The organism is Micromonospora chokoriensis, from assembly GCF_900091505.1.
GTDB classification, from domain to species: Bacteria; Actinomycetota; Actinomycetes; order Mycobacteriales; family Micromonosporaceae; genus Micromonospora; species Micromonospora chokoriensis.
Map to the genome: position 1 here is coordinate 3,887,315 of NZ_LT607409.1, position 20,341 is coordinate 3,907,655.

Sequence of the window (20,341 nt, forward strand, 5' to 3'; positions counted from 1 at the left end):
CGAGGCAGGTCGACCACTGGAGGGCGCATGTCTTGACCCGTTGCTCACCCTACCCGCCGCGGACCACCGCAAACCAGGTCGTTCGGCGACGGGCCCCGGGAATGGGCGCCGGCCCGAGGGGTACGGCCCCACCATGGTGAAGCGAGCGGTCTGTCAGGGGTTGGCGGCAGGGCTGGTGGGGGCGGCGGTGATGACGGCCGCGGAGAAGGTGGAGCAACGGGTGACCCGCCGGCCCGACTCGTACGTGCCGGCCGAGGTGCTGGCACGGCTGGCCGGCCTGCCGGAGTCCGCCGGGCGGCAGCCCCGCTGGCAGAATCTGGCGATGCACTACGGTCAGGGCGCGGTGGTCGGCGTGCTGCGCAGCGTCATGGCTCAGGCCGGGCTGCGGGGCGTCTGGGCCTCCAGCGTGTTCACGGCGTTGCGACTGGCCAACGACCAGATCCTGGAGAACGCCACGGGGGTGGGGGCGCCCCCTCTGACCTGGCCCCGCTCTGAACTCGCCATCGACGTGCTGCACAAGTCCATCTACGCGTTCGCCACCGGAGCGGTGGCCGACGCGCTCGCTGCCCGCGACGGTGCCGGGCCCGGGCAGCGGCACGCGGCGATGCGCCCCGGTCGCCGGTCGGACGTCGGGCCCCTCCCGTACGAGGGGCGGCGGAACGGCCGGGTTCCGGCCAGGCCGAGCTGAGGTCGGTGCGGGGTAGCGGGGTAGCCGGGGAAGGGCCCTGACGCTGGCCCTTCCCCGAACGCCGGCCGTCAGAGGTTGGCGAAGTGTTGGCGGTGGTCGGCGGCGAACTCGGCGAAGCTCCGCGGTGCCCGGCCGACGACCTGCTCGACGTGGTCGGTGGTGAAGTCGCCCCAACCGGAGCCGTAGGCCGCCCGGTACTCGGCGAGGACCTCCGCCGACCACTCGTCGAGGCCGGCCTGGAGCAGGCTGTCGCGTGCCTCGTCCGGGCTCTGCGGCACGTACCGCACCGGTTTGTGGGTCGCGTGGGCGATGTGCTCGGCGGCCTGGTGCAGGGTGATGCTCTCCGGCCCGGTGGGCGTGTAGATCCTGCCCTCGTGCCGCTGGGGCGCGGCGAGGATCGCCGCCCCGGTCGCGGCGATGTCCCGGGCGTCGATCAGGCCGCCCCGGGCCTCGCCGAAGAGCCCGTAGAGGTGTTCACCGGCCTTGGCGCCGAGCAGGTTCTGCATGAAGTGACTCGGGCGCAGGATCGTCCAGGGGATGCCGGACTCCCGCAGTTCGGCGTCGGAGAGCGCGTGCAGGCGGCCGTTACGGGTGGGCGCGTCGTGCGCGGCACCGATCGCCGAGAGCCGGACGATGTGCCGTACCCCGGCCTGCCGGGCGGCCCACACCGCGTTCATGCTCTGGCTCGGCGCTGTCGGGCCCATCGGGGTCAGCAGCCAGAGCGTCGTCACGCCCTCGAACGCCGGGGTGAGGGTACGGGGGCGGTCGAGGTCGCCGACGACGACGTCGATTCCGTCGAGCTGGGGAGCGCGGGCGGCGTCCCGCACGAGGGCGCGCACCGACTGCTTCCCGGCGAGTTCCCGCAGCACCTCCCTCGACACGGTGCCGTTGGCTCCGGTGATCAGAATGGTCATTGTTGTCCTCCGGTCGGGTGGACAGCGGTCGGGCTGGCCGCTGGTCGACGCCCGCCACGTTATAGTCCAAAACTTGTACCGTCCAATGATTGGACTAATTTATGAAGCGCAGCACACTCAAGGAGCAGCACCCGGATCTCGGCATCCTGGCCGTGCAGCTCTCCGCGCGCGTCCAGCGGGAGATCTTCCGGCGGTCGGCGGAGCACGGGTTCGACGACGTCCGGCCCCGCCACGGGGCGGTCCTCGCCTACCTGGACGTCGAGGGCACCCGCCCCGGCGAACTGGCCCGGCTGGCCGGACGCAACAAGCAGACGATGGGAGCGATCCTCGACGAACTGGAACGGCTGGGCTACGTCCGGCGTACACCCGACCCGGCCGACCGTCGGGCGAAGTTGATCGTGCCGACGGACCGGGGCCGCGAATTCATGGAACTCTCCGACGGCATCGTCGACCAGATCGAACAGAAACTCTCCGACACCCTCGGCGCCGAGCAGTACCAGACCTTCCGCGACGCACTGGGTCGTGGCGTGACGGCCCTCCCGGCGAGCGGTCACGACACCGAGGGCTGATTCGGGGCGGCCCACATCGCCGGCATGTGACGGCGCAGAGCGGGTACCCGGCCCTCGCTCACCAGCGGAACCTCTGGGTTCCACCGCCGTCAGCGCAGCCCGAGGAGCACCGACATGTCGATCGCCGGGAGGGCCCGACTCTCGCCGAGGGTCTCCCTGCTGCTGCTGGCGTCGATCCTCGTGTCGTTCCTGGCCGCGTCGGCCGCCCCGACCCCGCTCTACGGCACCTACCAGGAGCGTTGGCACTTCTCACCGGTCACGACCACCGTGGTGTTCGCCGTCTACGCGCTCGCCGTGCTGGCGTCGCTGCTCACGTTCGGCAAGCTGTCGGACCACGTGGGTCGCCGACCGGTCCTGGCCGTGGCGATCGCCGTGCAGATGCTCTCGCTCGTCGTCTTCATCGTCGCCAACGGCGTACCCACACTGGTGGTCGCCCGGCTGCTCCAGGGCCTCGCCGCCGGCGCTGCCACCGGCGCCGTCGCGGCCGGGATGCTCGACATCGACCGCGTCCGTGGCACGCTCGCGAACTCCATCGCCCCCGGCATCGGCACCGGGAGTGGCGCCCTGCTCTCGGCGTTGCTCATCGACTTCCTGCCCGCGCCGACGCGGCTGGTGTACGTCGTCCTCTTCGTGGTCCTCCTGATCCAACTCGTCGGCGTCGCGCTGATGCCGGAGACGGTCACGCCGATGGCGGGAGCGCGACGCAGCCTGCGACCCGAGATCACACTGCCCCGCGCCGTCCGCGAACCGTTGCTGGTCGTCGTCCCGGTGCTGTTCGCGGTCTGGGCGCTGGCCGGCTTCTTCGGCGCGCTCGGCCCGGCGCTGGTGCGCAGCCTCATGAACACGTCGATCGTGGTCGGCGGTCTGGTCCTGTTCGTCTTCGCCCTCTTCGGATCGATCGCCGTCCTGCTGATGCGCAACACCGCCGCCCGGATCGTGATCCTGGTCGGGATCGTCGCCCTCCTGGTGGGCATGGTCGTCACGTTGGTGTCGGTCATGGCGGAGTCCGTCCCGGGATTCTTCGTCGGCCTCGCGCTCGGCGGCATCGGCTTCGGCGGCGGCTTCCAGGGCAGCCTCAAGACGATCACGCCCCTGGTGGAGGCACACGAACGCTCCAGCGTGCTGTCACTGCTCTACATCGTCTGCTACGTCGGGTTCGGCCTCCCGACGGTGATCGCCGGCTTCCTCGTGGTCTACGCCGGCGGCCTGCCGCAGACCGCCGACGAGTACTCCGTCGCCGTCATCCTGCTCGCTCTGGTCGCCCTGTTCGGGGTGCGCAGGGCGACGAGGACCACTCAACCAGCAGCAGCGACCGGGAGGGGAACACGATGAGCCCGAAGAGCGCCCAGGGGAACGCCGGCATCGAGAACGTCGACGTCAAAGTCGAGGTGATCGTCATCCCGGTTTCGGGTGTCGACCGGGCGAAGGAGTTCTACCTGCGCCTCGGGTGGCGGCTCGACCAGACCCCGCCCGGCATCGTGCAGTTGACGCCACACGGCTCCGGATGCTCCGTCCAGTTCGGCCCGGGGCTCACCCCGGCGGCGCCCGGTTCGGCCATGGCGTACCTGGTCGTGTCCGACGTCGAGGCGGCCCGCAACGCACTGGTCGCCGCCGGTGTCGAGGTGGGCGGGCTCTTCCACGTCAGCCCGGACGGCCCGGTCGACGGGCTGGACCCGGAGCGGCGCAGCTACGTCTCGCGCGCCACGTTCCGCGACCCGGACGGCAACACCTGGCTCATGCAGGAGATCACGACCCGGCTGCCCGGGCGCATCGAGGGTGGACTGACGTCGTTCGGCTCGGCGAGCGACCTGGCGAGCGCCCTGCGGCGCGCGGCCGCCGCGCACGGCGAGCACGAGGAACGTACCGGCCAGCGGGACGAGAACTGGCCCGACTGGTACGCGACGTACATGGTCAGCGAGCAGTCGGGGGCCAAGCTGCCCGAGTGAGGATGACCGGTCCGCGGGCTGCGTCAGCGCAGCCCGCGGACGAGGTTGTCGACCAGGGTGCGCACGAAGTCCTCGGTGAGCGGAAGGTCGGCGATGAGCAGCCGGTGGTAGCAGGCGCCCCAGAGCTGGTCCACGACGGATTCCGGATCGATGTCGGCTCGTAGCTGCCCCCGGGTCACGGCCCGGGTGAGGGTTTCGACGGCCAGGGTCCGACGGGGGGTGGAGTAGCGCTCCCGGTAGGCGGCGGCCAGCTCCGGGTCGGTCTGCGCCTGCCCGATGAGTTGACTGATGACCCGCCCGGCGGAGGTGTCCCGGACGAGGTGGACGAAGGCGACGAGCTGGTCGGTCAGGTCGGTGACGATGTCGCCGGTGTCCGAGAACGCCAACGTGGGTGCGACGACGCTGGAGTAGCCGTCCAGGGCGAGTGCGCCCTTGGACGGCCACCACTTGTAGATCGTCATCCGGCTGGCCCCGGCGAGCGCCGCGACCTTCTCGATGGTGAAGCCGGCCATGCCCTCCTTGAGGAGGAGACCGCCCGCGGCCGTGAGGATCTCGGCCCGCACCTGGTCGGCGGGTCGACGGCCACGACCCCGCCGGGGTGACGTGGGAGGTTCCGGGGTGAGCTCGGCCACTGGTCCTCCAATTATATGGACAGCGTGTCTTCATGCTGGTTATATGGACACAGCGTACACAGAATGGCGACAACCAGAGGAGACGAGGGACATGGCGGGTCTACGACGGCGACAGTTGGGTGCCTCCGGACCGGAGGTGTCGATCATCGGGCTCGGCGCGATGGGCATGTCGGACCTGTACGGGCCGGCTGACGAGGCGGAGAGCGTCGCGACACTGCACGCGGCCATCGACGCCGGCGTGAACCTCATCGACACCGCGGACTTCTACGGTTCGGGTCACAACGAGATGCTGATCGGCCGGGTGCTGCGGGAACGTCGGCGTGACGAGGTGGTGCTCAGCGTGAAGTTCGGCGCCCGCCGAACACCGGACGGCGGTTTCCAGGCGGCACCGTACGACGTGTCGGCGGCGGCGGTGAAGGACCGCCTGGCGTACTCGCTGCGCCGGTTGGGCACCGACCACATCGACATCTACCGGCCGTCCCGGCTCAACCCGCAGGTGCCGATCGAGGAGACCGTGGGCGCGCTGCTCGAGATGCGGGAGGCCGGTTACATCCGGCACATCGGGCTCTCCGAGATGGGCGCGGACACCATCCGCCGAGCGGCGGCGGTGGCACCGATCAGCGACCTCCAGATCGAGTACTCGCTGCTGTCCCGTGGCCCCGAGGCCACGATCCTGCCGACGCTGCGCGAGCTGGGCATCGGGCTGACCGCCTACGGGGTGCTCTCCCGAGGCCTGCTCAGCGGGCACTGGTCGGCCGGGCGTGAGCTGACCGGCACGGACTTCCGGGCGAACAGCCCACGCTTCCAGGGTGAGCATCTCGCCGCGAACCTGCGTCTCGTGGACGCGCTGGGCCGGGTCGCGCAGCGACTGGGAGCCACCACCAGTCAGGTCGCGATCGCCTGGGTGGCGGCGCAGGGCGAGCAGATCGTGCCACTGGTCGGGGCGCGACGGCGTGACCGGCTCACCGAGTCGCTGGCCGCCGTCGACGTGGTGCTGGACCGGGACGCGGTGGACGAGATCGAGCGGGCCGTACCGGCCGGTGCGGCCTCCGGCACGCGCTACGCGACCCCGATGATGTCCCTTCTGGACAGCGAGAAGTGACGCCGACCGGCCGGCGGACCCCACCGGTCACGCCGGCCGGTCGACGTCCGTCGCAGGTCATCGTCTGGCGCTGTCCCAGGCTCGCACCAGCTGCATCCGGTTGTGGATCCCCAGTTTGTGGTAGATCGACCGGAGCTGGGTGTCGACGGTGTGGAAGGAGACGAAGAGGCTCCTGGCCGCCTCCTTCTTCGTGGCACCCGACGCGAGCATCTCGGCCACCCGTTCCTCGGCCGGGGTGAGCGCCTCGATGCCCGTGCGCGCCGGCCCGTCGCTCGCCGGCCGGCGGCGTGGTGTGCTAGCGAGCTCGGCGCACCGGCGGTCCGCGGTCGCCTGGTCACCCGGGGCCCCGATCCGGGCGTAGAGGGCGGCGGCCTCGTGTGCGGCGTCGCGTGCCTGCACGGGCCGCAGCGCCGGGCTGTTCGCCAGGTCGAGCAACGCGTCGGCGAGCGCGGGCCGGGCGGCGGTGGTGCGGAGACCGTCGACCGCCGACCGGAGCGCGTCCGGGTCGCGATCGCGTAGCCCTCTGGTCTGGTCGGCCAGCGCGCGCCACAGCGGAACCGGGGTGCGCGTGGCCACCGACTCGACCAGTTCGGTGACCCGGCGGGCGGCCGGGGTGTCACCGGCGGCCATCGCGGCGCGTACCAGCCGGGGGCCGAACTGTGGCACGGGCAGCAGCGGCCGCACCGATCGGTGCAGGTCGACGACGACCCGGGTGAGCAGGTTCGCGGGCACGCTGAGGGCCCGGTCGCGAACGGCGACGCAGAGGGCGGGCGTCCACAGCGTGCTGTCGGGCCAGCGAACCTCCGCGAGGTACGGGCGGAGGACCGCGCGTGCGTCGTCGTGGTCGCCACGGCGGTAGCGAACCTCGCCGAGCACCGCGACGAACACGGCACGCGCCTCCGGGCCGAGGTCCACCGGGCCGGAGGTGAGCGCGGTGACCGCGAGTGCGGCCGCCTCGGGCAGTTCGCCCACGGCGACCATCCGCAGGCAGTCCAGCGCTGTCGACGTGCTGCTGAACAGGGGATCGGATTCGTTCGAGGTCGGGCGGGCCGCGATCCGCGCGTCCTGGTGCTGGCCCAGACCGAGCTGCACGAGGATTCGTTCGGCCCGGATGGACGAGGCGTCGGCGCGTGCCGCCGGGGACGCCGGGTCCAGGGCCGCCAGCACGGCGTGAGCCCCCGGCAGGTCGCCGTGCGACAGCGAGCGGGCGGCCCGGCCGAGGGCGAGGTGACGGGCGGACGAATGGTCCCCAGACGCGGCGTGCGCGATGCCCGCGTCGCGGAGCAGGGCGTCGGTGTCCGGATGACCCACGCGGGCGGCGGTCCCGGCGACCAGCGCGAGCAGAGTGCTGCGGGTGCGGGCGTCCAGCCGCTGGTCGAGCGCCGTGCGGAGACCGGCGAGGGCGACAGTCGGCTGTTCCAGTGCCGCGATCCGCGTCAGGTGACCGAGCAGGTGCGTACGGTGGCGCTCGTCGTGCCGGTTCGCGGCGATCTCCGCCGCCAGGACGGCGAGTGCCGCCGTCCCCCGTCCGGAGGATCGCAGCTGGTCCGCCGTGGCGGACACCCGCTGGCGTCGTCGCTCGGCGTCGTCGTGGTCCGCCGGCAAGGTGTCGGCGTCGAAGGATGATCCGGACAATGGCCTTCTCCCCGGTTGTTACCCGGCGCGTCGAATTGCCGTCCTGCGACCGAGCCTAGCCACGATGGCAGGGGCGGGCGCCCAGATCGACGAAGCGGCGGGAGTGCGCCGATTCGCCCACGCCGCCCCGAATCAGCCGCGCCGCATTGGCGCGATCACGTGATGCGACGACGTCGTCCGGCCGCCGACCATCGAAGGCATGGCCCACTCGACCGAACTTCCCGGCCTGCACCGGCTCCGCGTCGTACTCCTGATCTTCGTGGTGGTCGCCGGCACCGGGGCCGGCGGTCATGCCCCGCTGTGGACGCGCCTGGTGCTGGTGGCGACCGCAGCGGCGGTTCCGGTCGCGATCGCGGTCCAGTACGGCTGGGCCGGGGTGCGCGCCCTGCTGGGGCTGTCGTCCCGGCTACGGCTGCGGGGTGGATCCGTTTCCGCGCCCCGTCCGATCCAACCCGAGTGAGGAGTCAGCGATCATGGCGAACAGCGATCCCCAGCCGCGCCGCGGCGACCAGGGCGCCCCTCCCTTCGCGGGCCGCAACGTCGAACTCGAACGCCAGAACCCCGACCTGTTGGTGCCACCGACCACCGACAGCCGGCTGGTGCCGAATCTGAAGTTCTCGTTCTCCCAGGCGCACACCCGGGTGGAGAAGGGCGGCTGGACCCGGGAGGTCACCAACCGCGACCTGCCGATCGCCAGCCAGCTGTCCGGGGTCCAGTTCGGTCTGGAACCGGGCGCGTACCGGGAGATCCACTGGCACCAGCAGTCGGAGTGGGCGTACGTGCTCAGCGGCAGTTGCCGCATCAGTGCCGTCGACCAGGAGGGACGTAACTTCATCGAGGACGTCAAGGAGGGTGACCTGTGGTTCTTTCCGCAGGGCATCCCGCACAACATCCAGGCGCTCGACGACGGCTGTCAGTTCCTGCTGGTCTTCGACGACGGCGCGTTCTCGGAGAACAACACGTTCCTGCTCAGTGACTTCTTCGCCCACACCCCCCGGCACGTCCTGGCGAAGAACTTCGGCTGGACGACGGAGCAGATGGAGAACCTGCCCGAGCGGGAGAAGTACATCTTCCAGGGTGACGTTCCGCCGCCGCTGAGCCAGGACCGGGTGGTCAGCCCCACCGGCGACATCCCGCGAAGCTTCAAGCACCGGATGCTCGCGCAGACCCCGCAACGCTTCCGGGGTGGGACGGTCCGGATCACCGACTCGACCAACTTCGCCGCGTCGGTGACCACCGCCGCCGCCCTGGTGGAGGTCGAGCCGGGTGGGATGCGCGAGTTGCACTGGCACCCCACCACCGACGAGTGGCAGTACTACATCTCCGGCACCGGACGGATGGGTGTCTTCGCGTCACAGGCCGCCGCCCGGACGTTCGACTTCCAGGCCGGCGACGTGGGTTACGTGCCCTTCGCGTACGGCCACTACATCGAGAACACCGGCGACGAGCCGCTGGTGTTCCTGGAGATGTTCCGGCACCCGCGCTTCGAGGACATCTCGGTGATGCAGTGGATGGCCAACACGCCCCACGAGGTCATCGCGGACACGATCAACGTGCCGAGGTCCATCGTCGACGCGCTGCCGACCACCAAACAAACGGTGATCTGACCCCGGTGACCGGCTCTCGCGTGGCCGTCACCGCGAGCGCCCGTCCGGCCCCGACGGCCTGGTCGGGTACGGCGTCCGGCCGCCCGTCGTCGGACGGGCGGCCGGACCGGTGGATCAGGAACCGGCGGGCGCCGGAGACGTGGGCGCCTCGGCAGGTCGTCGGCGTCGGGACACCGCGCCGACGACGACGTCGATGACGAGAAAGGCCAGCAGGGTGAGCCCGAACAGCGGCAGCGCCCAGCCGACCGCCGCCACCACGGGCACGCCGATCAGCAGTGCCCACAGCGGCAGAGCGCGGACACCACCACGGGCCGGTGGGGTGCCGGCGAGGGCGCGTCGGTCGGTGCGGGTGGGGCGGCGCTGCCACCACATGCGGTAGCCCCACACGATGACGCACAGCAGCCCGAGGGCGATCGCGGCGAGCAGGATCTGGTTGATCGGTCCGAAGAGGATCCCCATGTGCGCCTGGATGCCCAGGCCGCTGAGCTTGGCCAGCAGGGGCCAGTCGGCGAAGTCGCTGCGGGCGGTGACCGCACCGCCGGACGGGTCGACGGCGACCCGGTCCTTCGCGACCGGCCAGGTGTTGTCGACCTGCGTGACGGTCCACGCCGAGCCGGGCTCGGCGGCCGGGGCGATCTCGACCGGGCCGGAGAGACCGGCCCCACGGGCAGCCGTCGCCACCCGGTCGAAGGCCGCCGACTCGACCACCCCGCCTCCGCCCGACGAGCCGTGGTGGCCGCCGCCGGTCTCGTCGGGGACGACGGGATCGGCGAGGAGGCTGGTGGAGAGGACCGGGGTGCGGGCGTTGAGCGCGTCCAGGCCGGCGCTGAAGTTCGCCCCGGCGTAGCGGGACCAGGTCAGCCCGGTCGCGGAGAGGAAGAGCAGGCCGACGGTGAGCCAGATGCCGGTGGTCGCGTGCCATCCCCGGGTGCGGCGTACACCCTTGCCGGCGGACAGGTCCGGCACGAGCAGGTGGCGGGCGGTGGCGCGGGCGGCGCTGCGGCGACGCCACCAGAGGACGACCCCGCCGAGCGCGAGCACCCAGAGCCAACTCGCCGCCAGTTCGGAGTAGTGCTCGCCGACCGCCCCGAGGTGTAGGTGACGGTGCAGGTCGTCGAGCCAGGTGGTGGCGGGGGTCGAGCCGAACCAGGTGGTGAGCTGCCCCTGCGACTCGGCCGTGTACGGGTTGATGTAGACGGTGTGCTGGTTCTCGCCGAGTTCCGGCATGGAGAACGTCACGCGGGTGGTCTGGTCGCCCTCGCCGGGCTGCACGGCGGTGATGCTGCCCTCGGGGTGCGCGTTGCGGGCGGCTCCGACCTGCTGGGCCAGGGACACGGGACGGTCACCCACCTGTGCGACGGTCAACTGGTCGCCGTAGAGGAGCTGGTCGAGCTGCGGGGTGACGGTGAACGCCAGCCCGGTCAGCGCGGCGGTCACCAGGAACGGCGCGACGAGGATGCCGGCGTAGAAGTGCAGCCGCAGCAGCAACGCGCCGAACGGCGACGCACGCCGGACCGGTCGGCCCGGGGGTTCGGCGCTGGTGGCGGGTTCCGGCGTCGCCGCGCCGGACAACTCGGTGAGAGACATGGTGATCCGATCGGGATAGTCGGGATACCCCCGAGGGTGTCTCCCGTACTGACGTGGTCGCCCGGTGGTGGTGTCGCTTAGGTTCCGGCCCTGACGTGGTAGTCGGACAGCCGGACCGATTGGTTCCCACCGATGCTCGGTCGGCGGGCGGTCCGCTCAGCGGCGGGCCGCCCGCCGCCACCACAGCACCGCCGTTCCAGCGGCAAGGACCAGGAGCACCACACCCGCCACGAGGACGCCGACATCCGGGCCGCCGCCGTCGGGCCGCACCGCCGCGGCGGCGGACGGTGTGGTGGCCTCGACGACCGGCGCGGCGCTGGACGTGGGGTCGGCCACGGTGAACGGGTACGACCCCTGCACCGGGTGCCCGTCGGCGGAGACGACCCGGTAGGCGACCGTGTACGTGCCGTTCGGCAGGGTGTCGATCACCGGCACGGTGCTCTTCGCCCCGGCGACCGTCGGCTCGCCCGTGCCGACCTTCCGCCTCGCGGCGTCGGTGAGCACGATCGTGGTGAACGTGGGGTCGAGCCGTTGCATGAACTCGAGCACGATCTCCGTTGGTGCGCTGGTCACCGTCGACTGCTGCACCGGAGTGGCCGCCCGCAGCGAGTTGTGGGCCCAGGCCGGGCCGGTCGGAACGAGCAGCGCGACGAGGACGGCGAGCGCCGCCGCGCCGAGTCGCCGGTTCATCCGAGCACCTGCTCGCCGATCCACCCGCCCGGTCGACAGCCCGGTGGGATGGCGAAGACGGCGGAGCCGATCGGGGTGGTCCACTCGTTGAGCAGGTCCCGCTCGGCCAGTCGGCGTTGGATCGGCAGGAACTGCCGGGCGACGTCGGCCTGGTACGAGGTGAAGACCAACCCGCTGTCGGCGTGACCCTCGGCGGTCGGCACACCGTCGTAGTTGTAGGGCCGACGCAGGATCTTCAACCGGTCGTCGGTGACGTGCGCGCGGGTCAGGTGGGAGAAGTCGGGGATGACGGCGAGCCCGTGCTCGTCGGTGGCGGCGAAGTCGGGCTCGTCGTGCTCGGCGGTGCCGGTGAGCGGGGCGCCGGTGTCGAGCCGCCGGCCGACAGCGAGTTCCCGGTCGGTGCGTCCGAGCAGGTCCCAGGTCTCCATGTTCATGCTGATCCGGCGTACGACGAGAGTGGTGCTGTCGTGCAGCCACGCCGGCCCGTCCGACACCCAGACAGCGGAGTCCATCGGTACCCCCGCTCGGGGGTTGGCGGTGCCGTCGAGCTGACCGAACAGGTTGCGTTGGGTGTGGCCGCCCGGCTCGACGCCGGGGCTGCGCCGGAAACCCTGCTGCACCCACCGGACGGTGGCGAACGGCCGGCTGTCCTTGATCAGCACCCGTTGGGTGTGGGCGACGCTGATCGGGTCGTCGGCGCAGATCTGGAGCAGCAGGTCACCGCCGGTCCAGGCCGGCTGGAGCCGGTCGACGCGGAACGGCGGCAGGTCGGCGACCGAGGCCGGCCGCCGGTCGTCCACGCCCGCCGCCCGGTACAGGGCGGGCCCGAAGCCGAAGGTCACTGTCAGCCGGGCGGGCAGGAGCCCGAGTTCGGCCTCGGTGTCGGCCAGCGCCGGCTTGCCCTGGGTGAGGCGGGCGGCGTCGTCGGTGAGCAGCCGCAGCATCCGACCCAGCGCGGCCCGGTCGGTGCCGGCCCGTAACGTGAACGCCACGAATGCCGCGTGCGCCTGCGGTTCGGTGGTCACGCCGGCCTGTCGCGCGCCGTGGAACGGCTCGACCAGCGCGCCGACGCTCGCCACCGGCGTGGTGTCGGCAGCGGCTGGTGACTTCCCGGCGTCGGTACGGGTCGCGGCGATGGCCGCCCCGCCGGCGAGGGCGCCGCCGGCGGCCAGGGCCCCGCCGGTGAGCAGGCCGCGCCTGCTCACCGGCCGCGAGGGTGGCGTGTCGGTCACGATGCCGGGCTCATGCTCATCTCCGGCGTGGCGCTCGTGCCGGGCATGGGCTGGCCGTGCCCGGGGGCGTAGCTCTCCTGCGCGCCGGTGAACGGCTTGGCCACGGCCGTGAACTGCTGGCTCCTGCCGTCGGCGAACGTCAGGGTGAACGTCAACTCGTCGCCGGCCTGCACCGGCTCGGCGAGGTTCATCAGCATCAGGTGGTCACCGCCGGGCTCCAGCGCGTGCGTGCTCTTCGCCTTGATCACGACGCCGCCCTGCTTGGCCTGCATGACCATCGTGCCGTCCTTCATGGTCATCTCGTGCAGCTCCATCGGCGACACCGAGCTCGTGGCACCGGTCACCGTGACATCGCTGTCGCTGTCGTTGACCAGGGTCCCGAAGGCCGCCGTCATCCCCTTGTCGGCGGCCTTCACCCACGGGTCGCGAATGCCGAGCACCCCGGCGTCCGGGTTGGCCGAGGACGACGCGGACGGACCCGCCTGCCCGGTCGACGGAGAGTCGGACGATCCGCATCCGGCGGCACCCACCGCCAGGACGGCGGCGGCGATCATGGCGGCCGAGCGGCGGCGCGGACCGAGCGGGCTGGTGCTGGGCATGTGTTCTTCCTCCGATGGTTGCTGCTGGCTGGATGGTCGGCCGCAGCGGGGAGAAAGTTCCAGGCTCAGGGCACGTTGATCGTGTACTCGGCGGTGTGCACCTTTCCGTCCACCTGGAAGTCGAAGAAGGCCCGGTACCGGCCCGAGCTGGGCGCGGTCAGCCAGAACTGGACAGTGCCGTCGACCAGCTCCTGCTCCGGGTGGACGTGCACGTAGCCGAGATCGCCCTCGCGGACGACGACCAGGTGCCCGTACGCGCCCAGGTAACGCTCCAACTGCGCGGGCCCGGCCGCGTCGGTGCGCTGGACCTGGAACTGCATCGGCGCCGTCACCCCCACCGTCGGGGTGCCGCTCATCGACACCGCGTACGGCCCGGCCGTCGCCTGTGCCTGCGCCGGCGGCAGCGCGGCGGGGGTGTGCGCCCCCGGCACCGTGTGGTCCACGCCCAGCACGAGGGGCACCGGCGCGCCGTTGGCCGCGGTCACGGAGAAGTCGGCGTAGACGCGGTAACCGCCGGGTCGGGCCAGCGTCAGGGGGACGCTCCAGGTGCCGTCGGGGGCCATCGTCGGGTGTACGTGCTGGTAGCCGGTCAGGTCGCGGCCCACCACGATCATGTGCAGCGGCTTGTCGTGGACGACCGCGAAGCGGGTCGCCGGCTGCCGGTCGGTCCCGACGATCCGGAAGCGGTAGTCGGCGCGTACCCCGGCGGGTTGAGACCGCTCCAGCGGTTGCAGGGTGTAGCCACCGGCGCTGACCGTCGTCCCGGTCGCCAGTGTCTCGCCCGTCGCGCCGTCACCCCGGTGCGTGTGCGGACCGGTGCCCGCCGGATGCTGGTGCCCGTCGGTCGCGGACCCCGACTGCCCGGAGGCCGGCGGACCGCCGGCCGGCTGCCGGGCGGTGTTCGCCGGGCTCTGGTCGCCGGTGCCGATGCGGGCCAGCCCGAACCCGGCCAGCAGGGCGACCACCAGCCCGCCGACGAGCAGCGCCAGGTGGCCGTTGCTCAACCGGGACCCGGGTGCCGCCCCGGCGAGGTCCGTGTCCGGCCGGGAGCCCGCCTCGACCGTCGACTCGTCGTCGGTGCTGGCGAGGACCTTGGTCTGCTGATCGGTGCTGGCGGGGGCCTTCGCCTCCTGCTCAGTGGGCGTCGGGTCGACAGCGTCGGTGGCCGTCGGGTCGACAGCGACGCCCGTGCGGGCCGTGACGACCGCGTCGCCCGTACGCGCCGCCGGCACGGTGGCCGGTCGCCGCTTACCACCCGTGGGCTTCGTACCGACACCGCTCACCGCACCGGCCGTCCGGCCGGCGGAGGGCTTGGCGGCGGCCGTCTTTCCCGCGGCGGCCCTGCCTGGGCTGGTCTTGCCGGCGGAGCGCCGGTTCGTGGTACGGGCACCGCCGCCGCGTCGACCGGACGTCCCCGATGAGGTACGGCCCCGGCCGGAGGGTTTGCCGGTGGGCGCCGTCCGGCGACGCCAGACGACGAAGCCGGCCACCGCGACGACCGCCGCGATCGCCGCCGCCCAGCCGGCCCAGGCCGGCGCTCCCGAGCCGCTCTCCTCGGCCGACCCGGTCGGCGGGGCAGCCGCAGCCCCGGACGGCGGGGTCACCGGCTGGGCCGAGGCGGTCGGCACCGCCGACGCCTGCCCGGACGACCCGTGCTGCTCGGTGGCGGCCACCAGCGCCGGGTCCGGCTGCGTCGTCGGCGGGCTCCACCCCGTGGGTGCCGCCGTCACCGGCCCGTTGTAGCGGAACGTCAGCGTGCCCCGCACGGTGTCGCCGTCCGAGGCCACCGACAGGTAGCTCACCGAGTACTGGCCCTTGGCCGGCAGGTGGGTGACGGCCACCGTCGCGGGGAACCCGGTGGTGTACTCCCGTGGCTCGAACTGCCCGTTGACCAGGAAGTACTCCCGTACCGGCTGGTCCAGCGGCTTCGGCTCCCCGTACGACCAGCTGTTGTCGACCCGGATGCCGCCCGGAGCGGTGACAGTGAAGAACGCGTTGGGAGCGGCCTTCTCGGTGAAGAAGAGCTGCACCGCCGTCAACGGCTCGGTCACCGTGGCCCCACCCGCCGGCGTGGACATGGCGAGCGTCCCGTGCGCCGAGGTGGGTTGGGCGGACGCGAGCAGAGCGACCGCCGAGGCGAGGAGGAGCGCGAGGACGCCCGAGAGCACCCGCCCCGGAGTCTGAGGGAGACGACGCATCTGAATATCCTGACCGGAGTGAGGCTTTTTTCAAGAGCTGGCGATCTTTTTCCTCACATGGCAAAAGCCGACGAGGCCCCGGCGCTGCCTCCGCGCCGCGCCCCCGGTGCCGCGACTTGCCTGGCCAGCTATGCTGCGGGCGGCGCTGGTTCGCCCCGTCGTGACCGTCGGGGCGTCGTAAGAGGGAACCCGGTGGAAGTCCGGGACTGCCCCGCAGCGGTGAGTGGGAACGAACGCCGTCATCAGCACTGGGCCGTCGGCCTGGGAAGCGACGGCCGGTAGGAGACCGGCGCGACCGGTCCGGCCCGCGAGTCCGAAGACCTGCCTGCGCTGCGCACGCGACCGTGTGCGCCGCCGTCGGCCTCGCGGGTGGGCTGAGCGGGTGACGTGCCGTCCGTCGGCGCGTGCTCGTCAGGGTGTCCGCGTACCGGTGGTGTGGTTCCCGAGGGACGGACTACCGCTGTGCACGACACCGCCACGATCGCCGGCCGAGCGCCGTCGGCGTCGCACCTGACCCTGTCGCAGATCATGGACCAGCACCACACCAACCTGATGGGTACGGTGCACGGCGGCCGGATCCTCAACCTCATCGACTCCGTCGCCGGGGTGGTCGCCGCCCGGCACTCCGACGGGCCGGCGGTCACCGCCGCGATCGACGAGACCGCGTTCCTGCGCGCGGTGCGGGTCGGCGACGTCGTGCACGTCGACGCCCGGATCACCTGGGCCGGGCGCAGCTCGATGGAGGTCGCGGTCAAGGTCACCGCCGACCGGTGGGACCGGGCCGTGCCACCCACCGACGTGGCCACCGCCCACCTGGTCATGGTCGCGATCGACGACGACGGCCAGCCGAGGACGGTGCCGCCGTTGCTACCCGAGACCGACGGGGACCGGAGGCGCTACCGCGAGGCGGAGATCCGCCGCGAGCACCGGTTGGCCCTGCGGAGGGCGCTGCTCGACGGCGCCGAGGAGGGCTGAGGGGGCGCTCGGGCAGCCTGGGCTCGCCGGACCGGCGCAGTAGCGCGGGACGCCGAGGCGGTCGCCCGCGTCGCGCACTCGTCGCCAAGATCCGTGCAACATCAGGGTTGTTGGTGACTCCCACACGTCGGAGGCAGCAACATCCGGGAAGTTGCCCAGATCTCCGTGATGACGTGAGTGACCGCGGGCGATCCGCTCGGCATGGTCGGCGTGTCGAGCCGCCTGCTGTTGGCTGCGACATGGTCGGACGCTACCGCCGACGATCTGTGATCGAACCCGTCCGCTGACACGGTGCGGCCTCTTGTTGCAAGATATTGGCAACAGCCATATTGAGGCAGCATTGAGAGGACGTACTCCCTGGCCGTGTACAACCTGCCCGACCTGCCCTACGACTACGGCGCACTCGAGCCCGCCATGTCCGGCGAGATCCTGGAGCTGCACCACGACAAGCACCACGCCGCGTACGTCAAGGGCGCCAACGACGGGCTCGACCGGCTTGCCGAGGCCCGTGACAAGGGCGACTACTCGACGCTGGTCGGGCTGGAGAAGACGTTCGCGTTCAACCTGTCCGGGCACGTCCTGCACTCGATCTTCTGGAACAACCTGTCCCCGGACGGCGGTGACCGCCCCGACGGTGAGTTGGCGGCGGCGATCGACGAGCACTTCGGCTCCTTCGACGGCTTCGCCGGTCAGTTGTCGGCGGCGACCAAGGGTGTGCAGGGCTCCGGTTGGGGTGTCCTGGCCTGGGAGCCGCTGAGCCAGCGGTTGATCGTGGAGCAGGTCTACGACCACCACGGCAACGTCGGGCAGGGCTCCACCCCGATCCTGGTGTTCGACGCCTGGGAGCACGCCTACTACCTGCAGTACCGCAACGTCCGCCCGGACTACGTGGATCGGCTGTGGAACCTGGTCAACTGGACCGACGTCATCTCGCGTTTCGACGCCGCCCGCGCCGCCACCCCGAAGATCTGATCGGCGTGACCGGGTACACCCCCGAGGCCGCGGAGATCGTCCAACGCGCTGCCGGGGTCATCGCGGCCAAGCATCGCGGTGACCTCGCGGGCGCGGAAGCTCTCATGTCGGCGTTCGGCCCCGAGCAGGCCCGTACCCTCGGCTTCTATCTGCTCGCGGACCTCGCACTGGGCCTGGCCAGGGCACAGAGCGGCCAGTCCATGGACGATCTGGTCCGGGAACTGTCCCTGCTCCTGGCCGAGACCGCCCAGTCACCTCCGGCCTGACCGTCCGCTGGGTTCCGCCAACGGCGGGACCCAGCGGACGTCGCGGCGCCCGTGATCGAGGAGTTGGCCGAGTGCGCCCGCAACTCGATCACGTGGGTCGCCGCCGATGTCGCCCGGGCGGCGACCCGGTTGGATAGCGTCCAGGTGATGTCTCGATCACGGAGGGGCGGGCTGTCATGCGTGCAGCGGTGCTGCGGGAGTTCGACAGCCCGCTGACGGTCGAGGAGATCGATCAGCCCACCCCCGGGGTGGGGCAGGTGCTGGTGCGGATCGTCGCCAGCGGGGTCAACCCCCTCGACACGAAGATCCAGACCGGACAGGCCGCGCACGCGCGGGTCCAGCCGCCCGCGGTGCTGGGGCTGGACCTTGCCGGGGTCGTCGCGGCGGTCGGCGCGGAGGTGACGGGGTTCGCGCCGGGAGACGAGGTGTACGGGCTCTGCGGGGGAGTGGGTGGGCTACAGGGTTCGCTGGCCGAGTACGCCGCCGTGGACGCCCGGTTACTGGCTCGCAAGCCCGGCGGCCTCTCGATGCGCGAGGCCGCCGCGTTGCCACTGGCGGCGATCACCTCCTGGGAGGGGCTCGTCGACCGCGCCGGGGTCCGCGCCGGGCAGAAGGTGCTGGTGCACGGCGGTGCCGGCGGTGTCGGTCACGTGGGCCTGCAACTCGCTCAGGCAAAGGGTGCCGAGGTGTACGCCACCGGCGGGCCGGCGAGCGTACGGGTGATCGAGAGCCTGGGCGCCGTACCCATCGACTACACCTCGACCACCGTGGAGGAGTACGTCGAGAGGCACACCGGTGGCGAGGGGTTCGACATCGTGGTCGACAACGTCGGTGGCGCGACGCTCGACGCGTCGTTCGCGGCGGTACGCACCTATTACGGGCACGTGGTCAGCGCGCTCGGCTGGGGCACCCACTCGCTCGCCCCGCTGTCGTTCCGTGGCGCGACCTACTCCGGCGTGTTCACCCTGCTGCCGATGCTCACCGGTCGGGGCCGCGAACACCACGGCGACATCCTGCGGGAGATCGCGAGGCTGGCCGATGCCGGCGCGCTGCGCCCGCGACTGGACCGGCGTCGGTTCACGCTCGACACCATCATGGACGCCCACCGTCTGGTCGCCGACGGCATCGCCGAGGGCAAGGTCGTGGTGGACGTCGCCGACTGACCGGCCGGTAGTCAGGTAGGGCTTACGCGTTGCCGTGACCTGCCGCGTCGATGAGGCCGCCGAGACGGTAGCGCAGGACGCGGGCCTGGCCGATCGACATCGCTACCCGGTCAGACGCCAGGCTGCCGGTCGCGCTCAACACCACAGTGGTTTCGGCCGCCGCATGGGCAGTCTGGACCAACGCCACCGTGATGATCGACGCTTCGGGTCGGTTGGTGTCCACGTCCGAGACGTGCGACCGATGTTCCCCGCGCCGGTCGCACCCGTCGCGACGACACCACCGGGGATGTTGGTCGTCTGCCGCCAACGTCCCGGTGGCGAAGATGTGCACGAACCCGCACCGCCGCTCCACGTCCCGCGTCATCGGGGCCGTGGCGGTGGTGAACCCCGCCGCCGTGATGGCGTCACCCGCCGTGTTCGGGTGGACGGGGCAGACATAGACGACCCCGTCCAACGACTCCGCCGCGACGTGGCTGTAGACCTCGATTCGGAGGGTCGCCGGCTTCCCGCAGTTGTCGACGGCAATAGGTAGATTGATCATGGCTCGCCTCCCGGGAACGATCACGTCCCCCGGTTGGCGTTCGCAGCGCGAGCCGGGGGGCGCGTTCATCAGCACCAACTTCGCACGGTAGCTGTTTAGGCCAACTCTGTGAATACCTCTGCTTGGCCAACTGTAAACCCCGACGCGCTTGGCCTACGCTGCTGCCAGACAAGATGGCCAAGTGGATCTCGATGGGGCTATGCGCAGACTGAAGGTTGCCGAGGATGCGCTGCCCCAAGCGGAAGAACAGGCTGTGCTGGCCGCTCGGCAGATCAAGGCCGATGCCCGCGCCCGGGTCGAGCAGGCCCGCACCGAACTTCACCAGGCCATGGCGGCGGAATATCGCGCCGGGGCGCGGCAGGTGGATCTGGTCAGACGGACGGGCTACTCCCGCGAGCGGGTCAGGCAGATCTTGCGGGCTGCCGGCATCGAAGCCGAATAGCCCTCACGCCGCAAGATGTCCCTGACAGATCAGTCTCGGGCCTGGGTGACGTGCCGCCGAGCATGTTGTCGTGCACTCCTGGCCATTGGTGTCTGGCCAGTGCTAGCGGTGCTGGTCGGCCCACGAGAGGTCAGTGATCCGGGTTGTTGCAGCGCTGAGATGCCCTGCCGTGCCCGAGCGGCGGCTCGGCGCGCGTGGGCTCACTGGCGTGCCATGCCCCACCGGAGCCCACATCCGCTCCGGTCCGCAGTTAACCCGCTGATCCGAAGCGGTCGAAGACGGCCTGTGCGCCAAGCGATCGACCACCGAAGAGATGCTTGCCGTTCCACTCGATCGTCCGCTCGAATGCATCACCGACGCAGAAGTGCAGGCGACCGCCTAAGCGCATGTTGCCGGGACTCCACAGCCGAAGTGGAAGGTGGTCGACGAGCCAGGCGAGCACGGCGAGACTCTAGCTGACGCTGCGCCGAGCGCCCGTCGCCATGATCCGCGCAACATCAGGGTTGTTGCTGCTTCCCGCACGTCGGAGGCAGCAGTATCCGGGTAGTTGCGCGGATCATGACTGTCGCGAAGTCCGGCCGGT

22 protein-coding genes and 1 riboswitch are annotated in these 20,341 nt (G+C 71.5%); of the genes, 12 read left to right on the top strand and 10 right to left on the bottom strand.

The window, feature by feature from the left end; translation table 11 throughout:
* Window positions 1–133 precede the first annotated feature (133 nt).
* Window positions 134–688: a hypothetical protein gene (locus GA0070612_RS18060; RefSeq protein WP_088988968.1), complete on the top strand. Its 555-nt coding sequence runs from the start codon at window positions 134–136 to the stop codon at window positions 686–688.
* 68 nt (window positions 689–756) lie between these two features.
* Here GA0070612_RS18060 and GA0070612_RS18065 read toward each other — a convergent pair whose 3' ends face one another.
* Window positions 757–1,602, bottom strand: coding sequence for an SDR family oxidoreductase (locus GA0070612_RS18065; RefSeq protein WP_088988969.1), 846 nt, complete (start codon window positions 1,600–1,602; stop codon window positions 757–759).
* 101 nt (window positions 1,603–1,703) lie between these two features.
* On the opposite strand from GA0070612_RS18065, the gene GA0070612_RS18070 reads away from it, so the two are divergent.
* From GA0070612_RS18070 to GA0070612_RS18080, 3 genes are all read left to right on the top strand, one after another.
* On the top strand, window positions 1,704–2,171 hold the full coding sequence (locus GA0070612_RS18070) for a MarR family winged helix-turn-helix transcriptional regulator (protein WP_088988970.1): 468 nt from the start codon (window positions 1,704–1,706) through the stop codon (window positions 2,169–2,171).
* 114 nt (window positions 2,172–2,285) lie between these two features.
* Entirely contained in the window at window positions 2,286–3,503 is a 1,218-nt protein-coding gene (locus GA0070612_RS18075; RefSeq protein ID WP_088988971.1) for an MFS transporter, read from the top strand.
* Window positions 3,500–4,117, top strand: a complete 618-nt coding sequence (locus GA0070612_RS18080; protein WP_088988972.1) for a VOC family protein — start codon at window positions 3,500–3,502, stop codon at window positions 4,115–4,117. Before GA0070612_RS18075 ends, GA0070612_RS18080 begins: the two co-directional genes overlap by 4 nt.
* Before the next feature lie 23 nt (window positions 4,118–4,140).
* Here GA0070612_RS18080 and GA0070612_RS18085 read toward each other — a convergent pair whose 3' ends face one another.
* Entirely contained in the window at window positions 4,141–4,749 is a 609-nt protein-coding gene (locus GA0070612_RS18085) for a TetR/AcrR family transcriptional regulator (protein ID WP_231924237.1), read from the bottom strand.
* 91 nt (window positions 4,750–4,840) lie between these two features.
* On the opposite strand from GA0070612_RS18085, the gene GA0070612_RS18090 reads away from it, so the two are divergent.
* On the top strand, window positions 4,841–5,851 hold the full coding sequence (locus GA0070612_RS18090; protein ID WP_088988973.1) for an aldo/keto reductase: 1,011 nt from the start codon (window positions 4,841–4,843) through the stop codon (window positions 5,849–5,851).
* Window positions 5,852–5,908: 57 nt separating this feature from the next.
* Here the strand turns inward: GA0070612_RS18090 and GA0070612_RS18095 are convergent, their stop codons facing one another.
* Complete coding sequence (locus GA0070612_RS18095) at window positions 5,909–7,486, bottom strand: helix-turn-helix transcriptional regulator (protein WP_088988974.1); 1,578 nt, start codon at window positions 7,484–7,486, stop codon at window positions 5,909–5,911.
* Window positions 7,487–7,685: 199 nt separating this feature from the next.
* Between GA0070612_RS18095 and GA0070612_RS18100 the strand changes: the two genes are divergently transcribed.
* Together GA0070612_RS18100 and GA0070612_RS18105 are read left to right on the top strand one after the other, a co-directional pair.
* Window positions 7,686–7,946: a hypothetical protein gene (locus GA0070612_RS18100; protein ID WP_088988975.1), complete on the top strand. Its 261-nt coding sequence runs from the start codon at window positions 7,686–7,688 to the stop codon at window positions 7,944–7,946.
* Window positions 7,947–7,959: 13 nt separating this feature from the next.
* Window positions 7,960–9,093, top strand: a complete 1,134-nt coding sequence (locus tag GA0070612_RS18105) for an oxalate decarboxylase family bicupin (RefSeq protein WP_088988976.1) — start codon at window positions 7,960–7,962, stop codon at window positions 9,091–9,093.
* Window positions 9,094–9,207: 114 nt separating this feature from the next.
* On the opposite strand, the gene GA0070612_RS18110 is transcribed toward GA0070612_RS18105, so the two are convergent.
* From GA0070612_RS18110 to GA0070612_RS18130, 5 genes are all read right to left on the bottom strand, one after another.
* Complete coding sequence (locus GA0070612_RS18110) at window positions 9,208–10,680, bottom strand: PepSY-associated TM helix domain-containing protein (RefSeq protein WP_088988977.1); 1,473 nt, start codon at window positions 10,678–10,680, stop codon at window positions 9,208–9,210.
* Between the two features lie 156 nt (window positions 10,681–10,836).
* Window positions 10,837–11,370 carry a copper resistance CopC family protein gene (locus GA0070612_RS18115; RefSeq protein ID WP_088988978.1) on the bottom strand — a complete coding sequence of 178 codons (534 nt, stop codon included), beginning with the start codon at window positions 11,368–11,370 and terminating at the stop codon, window positions 10,837–10,839.
* Entirely contained in the window at window positions 11,367–12,575 is a 1,209-nt protein-coding gene (locus GA0070612_RS18120; RefSeq protein WP_408630504.1) for a Dyp-type peroxidase, read from the bottom strand. The genes GA0070612_RS18115 and GA0070612_RS18120 overlap by 4 nt, the downstream gene beginning before the upstream one ends.
* Window positions 12,576–12,598: 23 nt before the next feature.
* On the bottom strand, window positions 12,599–13,201 hold the full coding sequence (locus GA0070612_RS18125) for a copper chaperone PCu(A)C (protein ID WP_088988980.1): 603 nt from the start codon (window positions 13,199–13,201) through the stop codon (window positions 12,599–12,601).
* A gap of 65 nt (window positions 13,202–13,266) precedes the next feature.
* Entirely contained in the window at window positions 13,267–15,399 is a 2,133-nt protein-coding gene (locus tag GA0070612_RS18130; RefSeq protein ID WP_088988981.1) for a copper resistance CopC family protein, read from the bottom strand.
* A 129-nt stretch (window positions 15,400–15,528) separates the two neighbouring features.
* Window positions 15,529–15,742, top strand: a riboswitch (cobalamin riboswitch).
* A gap of 185 nt (window positions 15,743–15,927) precedes the next feature.
* Here GA0070612_RS18130 and GA0070612_RS18135 point away from each other — a divergent pair.
* From GA0070612_RS18135 to GA0070612_RS18150, 4 genes are all read left to right on the top strand, one after another.
* Window positions 15,928–16,374, top strand: a complete 447-nt coding sequence (locus GA0070612_RS18135; RefSeq protein ID WP_393247801.1) for an acyl-CoA thioesterase — start codon at window positions 15,928–15,930, stop codon at window positions 16,372–16,374.
* Between the two features lie 363 nt (window positions 16,375–16,737).
* Window positions 16,738–17,346 carry a superoxide dismutase gene (locus GA0070612_RS18140; protein WP_231924238.1) on the top strand — a complete coding sequence of 203 codons (609 nt, stop codon included), beginning with the start codon at window positions 16,738–16,740 and terminating at the stop codon, window positions 17,344–17,346.
* A 5-nt stretch (window positions 17,347–17,351) separates the two neighbouring features.
* The gene (locus GA0070612_RS18145; protein WP_088988984.1) at window positions 17,352–17,612 is read left to right on the top strand and encodes a superoxide dismutase; all 261 of its coding nucleotides are present in this window, start codon (window positions 17,352–17,354) and stop codon (window positions 17,610–17,612) included.
* 176 nt (window positions 17,613–17,788) lie between these two features.
* Window positions 17,789–18,775, top strand: a complete 987-nt coding sequence (locus GA0070612_RS18150) for a zinc-dependent alcohol dehydrogenase family protein (protein ID WP_088988985.1) — start codon at window positions 17,789–17,791, stop codon at window positions 18,773–18,775.
* A 22-nt stretch (window positions 18,776–18,797) separates the two neighbouring features.
* Here GA0070612_RS18150 and GA0070612_RS18155 read toward each other — a convergent pair whose 3' ends face one another.
* Window positions 18,798–19,316 carry a hypothetical protein gene (locus GA0070612_RS18155; protein WP_088988986.1) on the bottom strand — a complete coding sequence of 173 codons (519 nt, stop codon included), beginning with the start codon at window positions 19,314–19,316 and terminating at the stop codon, window positions 18,798–18,800.
* 181 nt (window positions 19,317–19,497) lie between these two features.
* Here GA0070612_RS18155 and GA0070612_RS18160 point away from each other — a divergent pair, with 181 nt between their 5' ends.
* Entirely contained in the window at window positions 19,498–19,758 is a 261-nt protein-coding gene (locus GA0070612_RS18160; protein WP_157742531.1) for a hypothetical protein, read from the top strand.
* A gap of 250 nt (window positions 19,759–20,008) precedes the next feature.
* Here the strand turns inward: GA0070612_RS18160 and GA0070612_RS31510 are convergent, their stop codons facing one another.
* The gene (locus GA0070612_RS31510; RefSeq protein WP_157742532.1) at window positions 20,009–20,200 is read right to left on the bottom strand and encodes a hypothetical protein; all 192 of its coding nucleotides are present in this window, start codon (window positions 20,198–20,200) and stop codon (window positions 20,009–20,011) included.
* Window positions 20,201–20,341 lie beyond the last annotated feature (141 nt).

What these genes read in the sequence shown, in the direction of transcription:
- GA0070612_RS18060 (WP_088988968.1), top strand. Translation starts at nt 134, where the DNA reads ATGGTGAAGCGAGCGGTCTGTCAGGGGTTGGCGGCAGGGCTGGTGGGG.
- GA0070612_RS18065 (WP_088988969.1), bottom strand. Translation starts at nt 1,602, where the DNA reads ATGACCATTCTGATCACCGGAGCCAACGGCACCGTGTCGAGGGAGGTG.
- GA0070612_RS18070 (WP_088988970.1), top strand. Translation starts at nt 1,704, where the DNA reads ATGAAGCGCAGCACACTCAAGGAGCAGCACCCGGATCTCGGCATCCTG.
- GA0070612_RS18075 (WP_088988971.1), top strand. Translation starts at nt 2,286, where the DNA reads ATGTCGATCGCCGGGAGGGCCCGACTCTCGCCGAGGGTCTCCCTGCTG.
- GA0070612_RS18080 (WP_088988972.1), top strand. Translation starts at nt 3,500, where the DNA reads ATGAGCCCGAAGAGCGCCCAGGGGAACGCCGGCATCGAGAACGTCGAC.
- GA0070612_RS18090 (WP_088988973.1), top strand. Translation starts at nt 4,841, where the DNA reads ATGGCGGGTCTACGACGGCGACAGTTGGGTGCCTCCGGACCGGAGGTG.
- GA0070612_RS18100 (WP_088988975.1), top strand. Translation starts at nt 7,686, where the DNA reads ATGGCCCACTCGACCGAACTTCCCGGCCTGCACCGGCTCCGCGTCGTA.
- GA0070612_RS18105 (WP_088988976.1), top strand. Translation starts at nt 7,960, where the DNA reads ATGGCGAACAGCGATCCCCAGCCGCGCCGCGGCGACCAGGGCGCCCCT.
- GA0070612_RS18110 (WP_088988977.1), bottom strand. Translation starts at nt 10,680, where the DNA reads ATGTCTCTCACCGAGTTGTCCGGCGCGGCGACGCCGGAACCCGCCACC.
- GA0070612_RS18115 (WP_088988978.1), bottom strand. Translation starts at nt 11,370, where the DNA reads ATGAACCGGCGACTCGGCGCGGCGGCGCTCGCCGTCCTCGTCGCGCTG.
- GA0070612_RS18125 (WP_088988980.1), bottom strand. Translation starts at nt 13,201, where the DNA reads ATGCCCAGCACCAGCCCGCTCGGTCCGCGCCGCCGCTCGGCCGCCATG.
- GA0070612_RS18130 (WP_088988981.1), bottom strand. Translation starts at nt 15,399, where the DNA reads ATGCGTCGTCTCCCTCAGACTCCGGGGCGGGTGCTCTCGGGCGTCCTC.
- GA0070612_RS18135 (WP_393247801.1), top strand. Translation starts at nt 15,928, where the DNA reads ATGGACCAGCACCACACCAACCTGATGGGTACGGTGCACGGCGGCCGG.
- GA0070612_RS18150 (WP_088988985.1), top strand. Translation starts at nt 17,789, where the DNA reads ATGCGTGCAGCGGTGCTGCGGGAGTTCGACAGCCCGCTGACGGTCGAG.
- GA0070612_RS18155 (WP_088988986.1), bottom strand. Translation starts at nt 19,316, where the DNA reads ATGATCAATCTACCTATTGCCGTCGACAACTGCGGGAAGCCGGCGACC.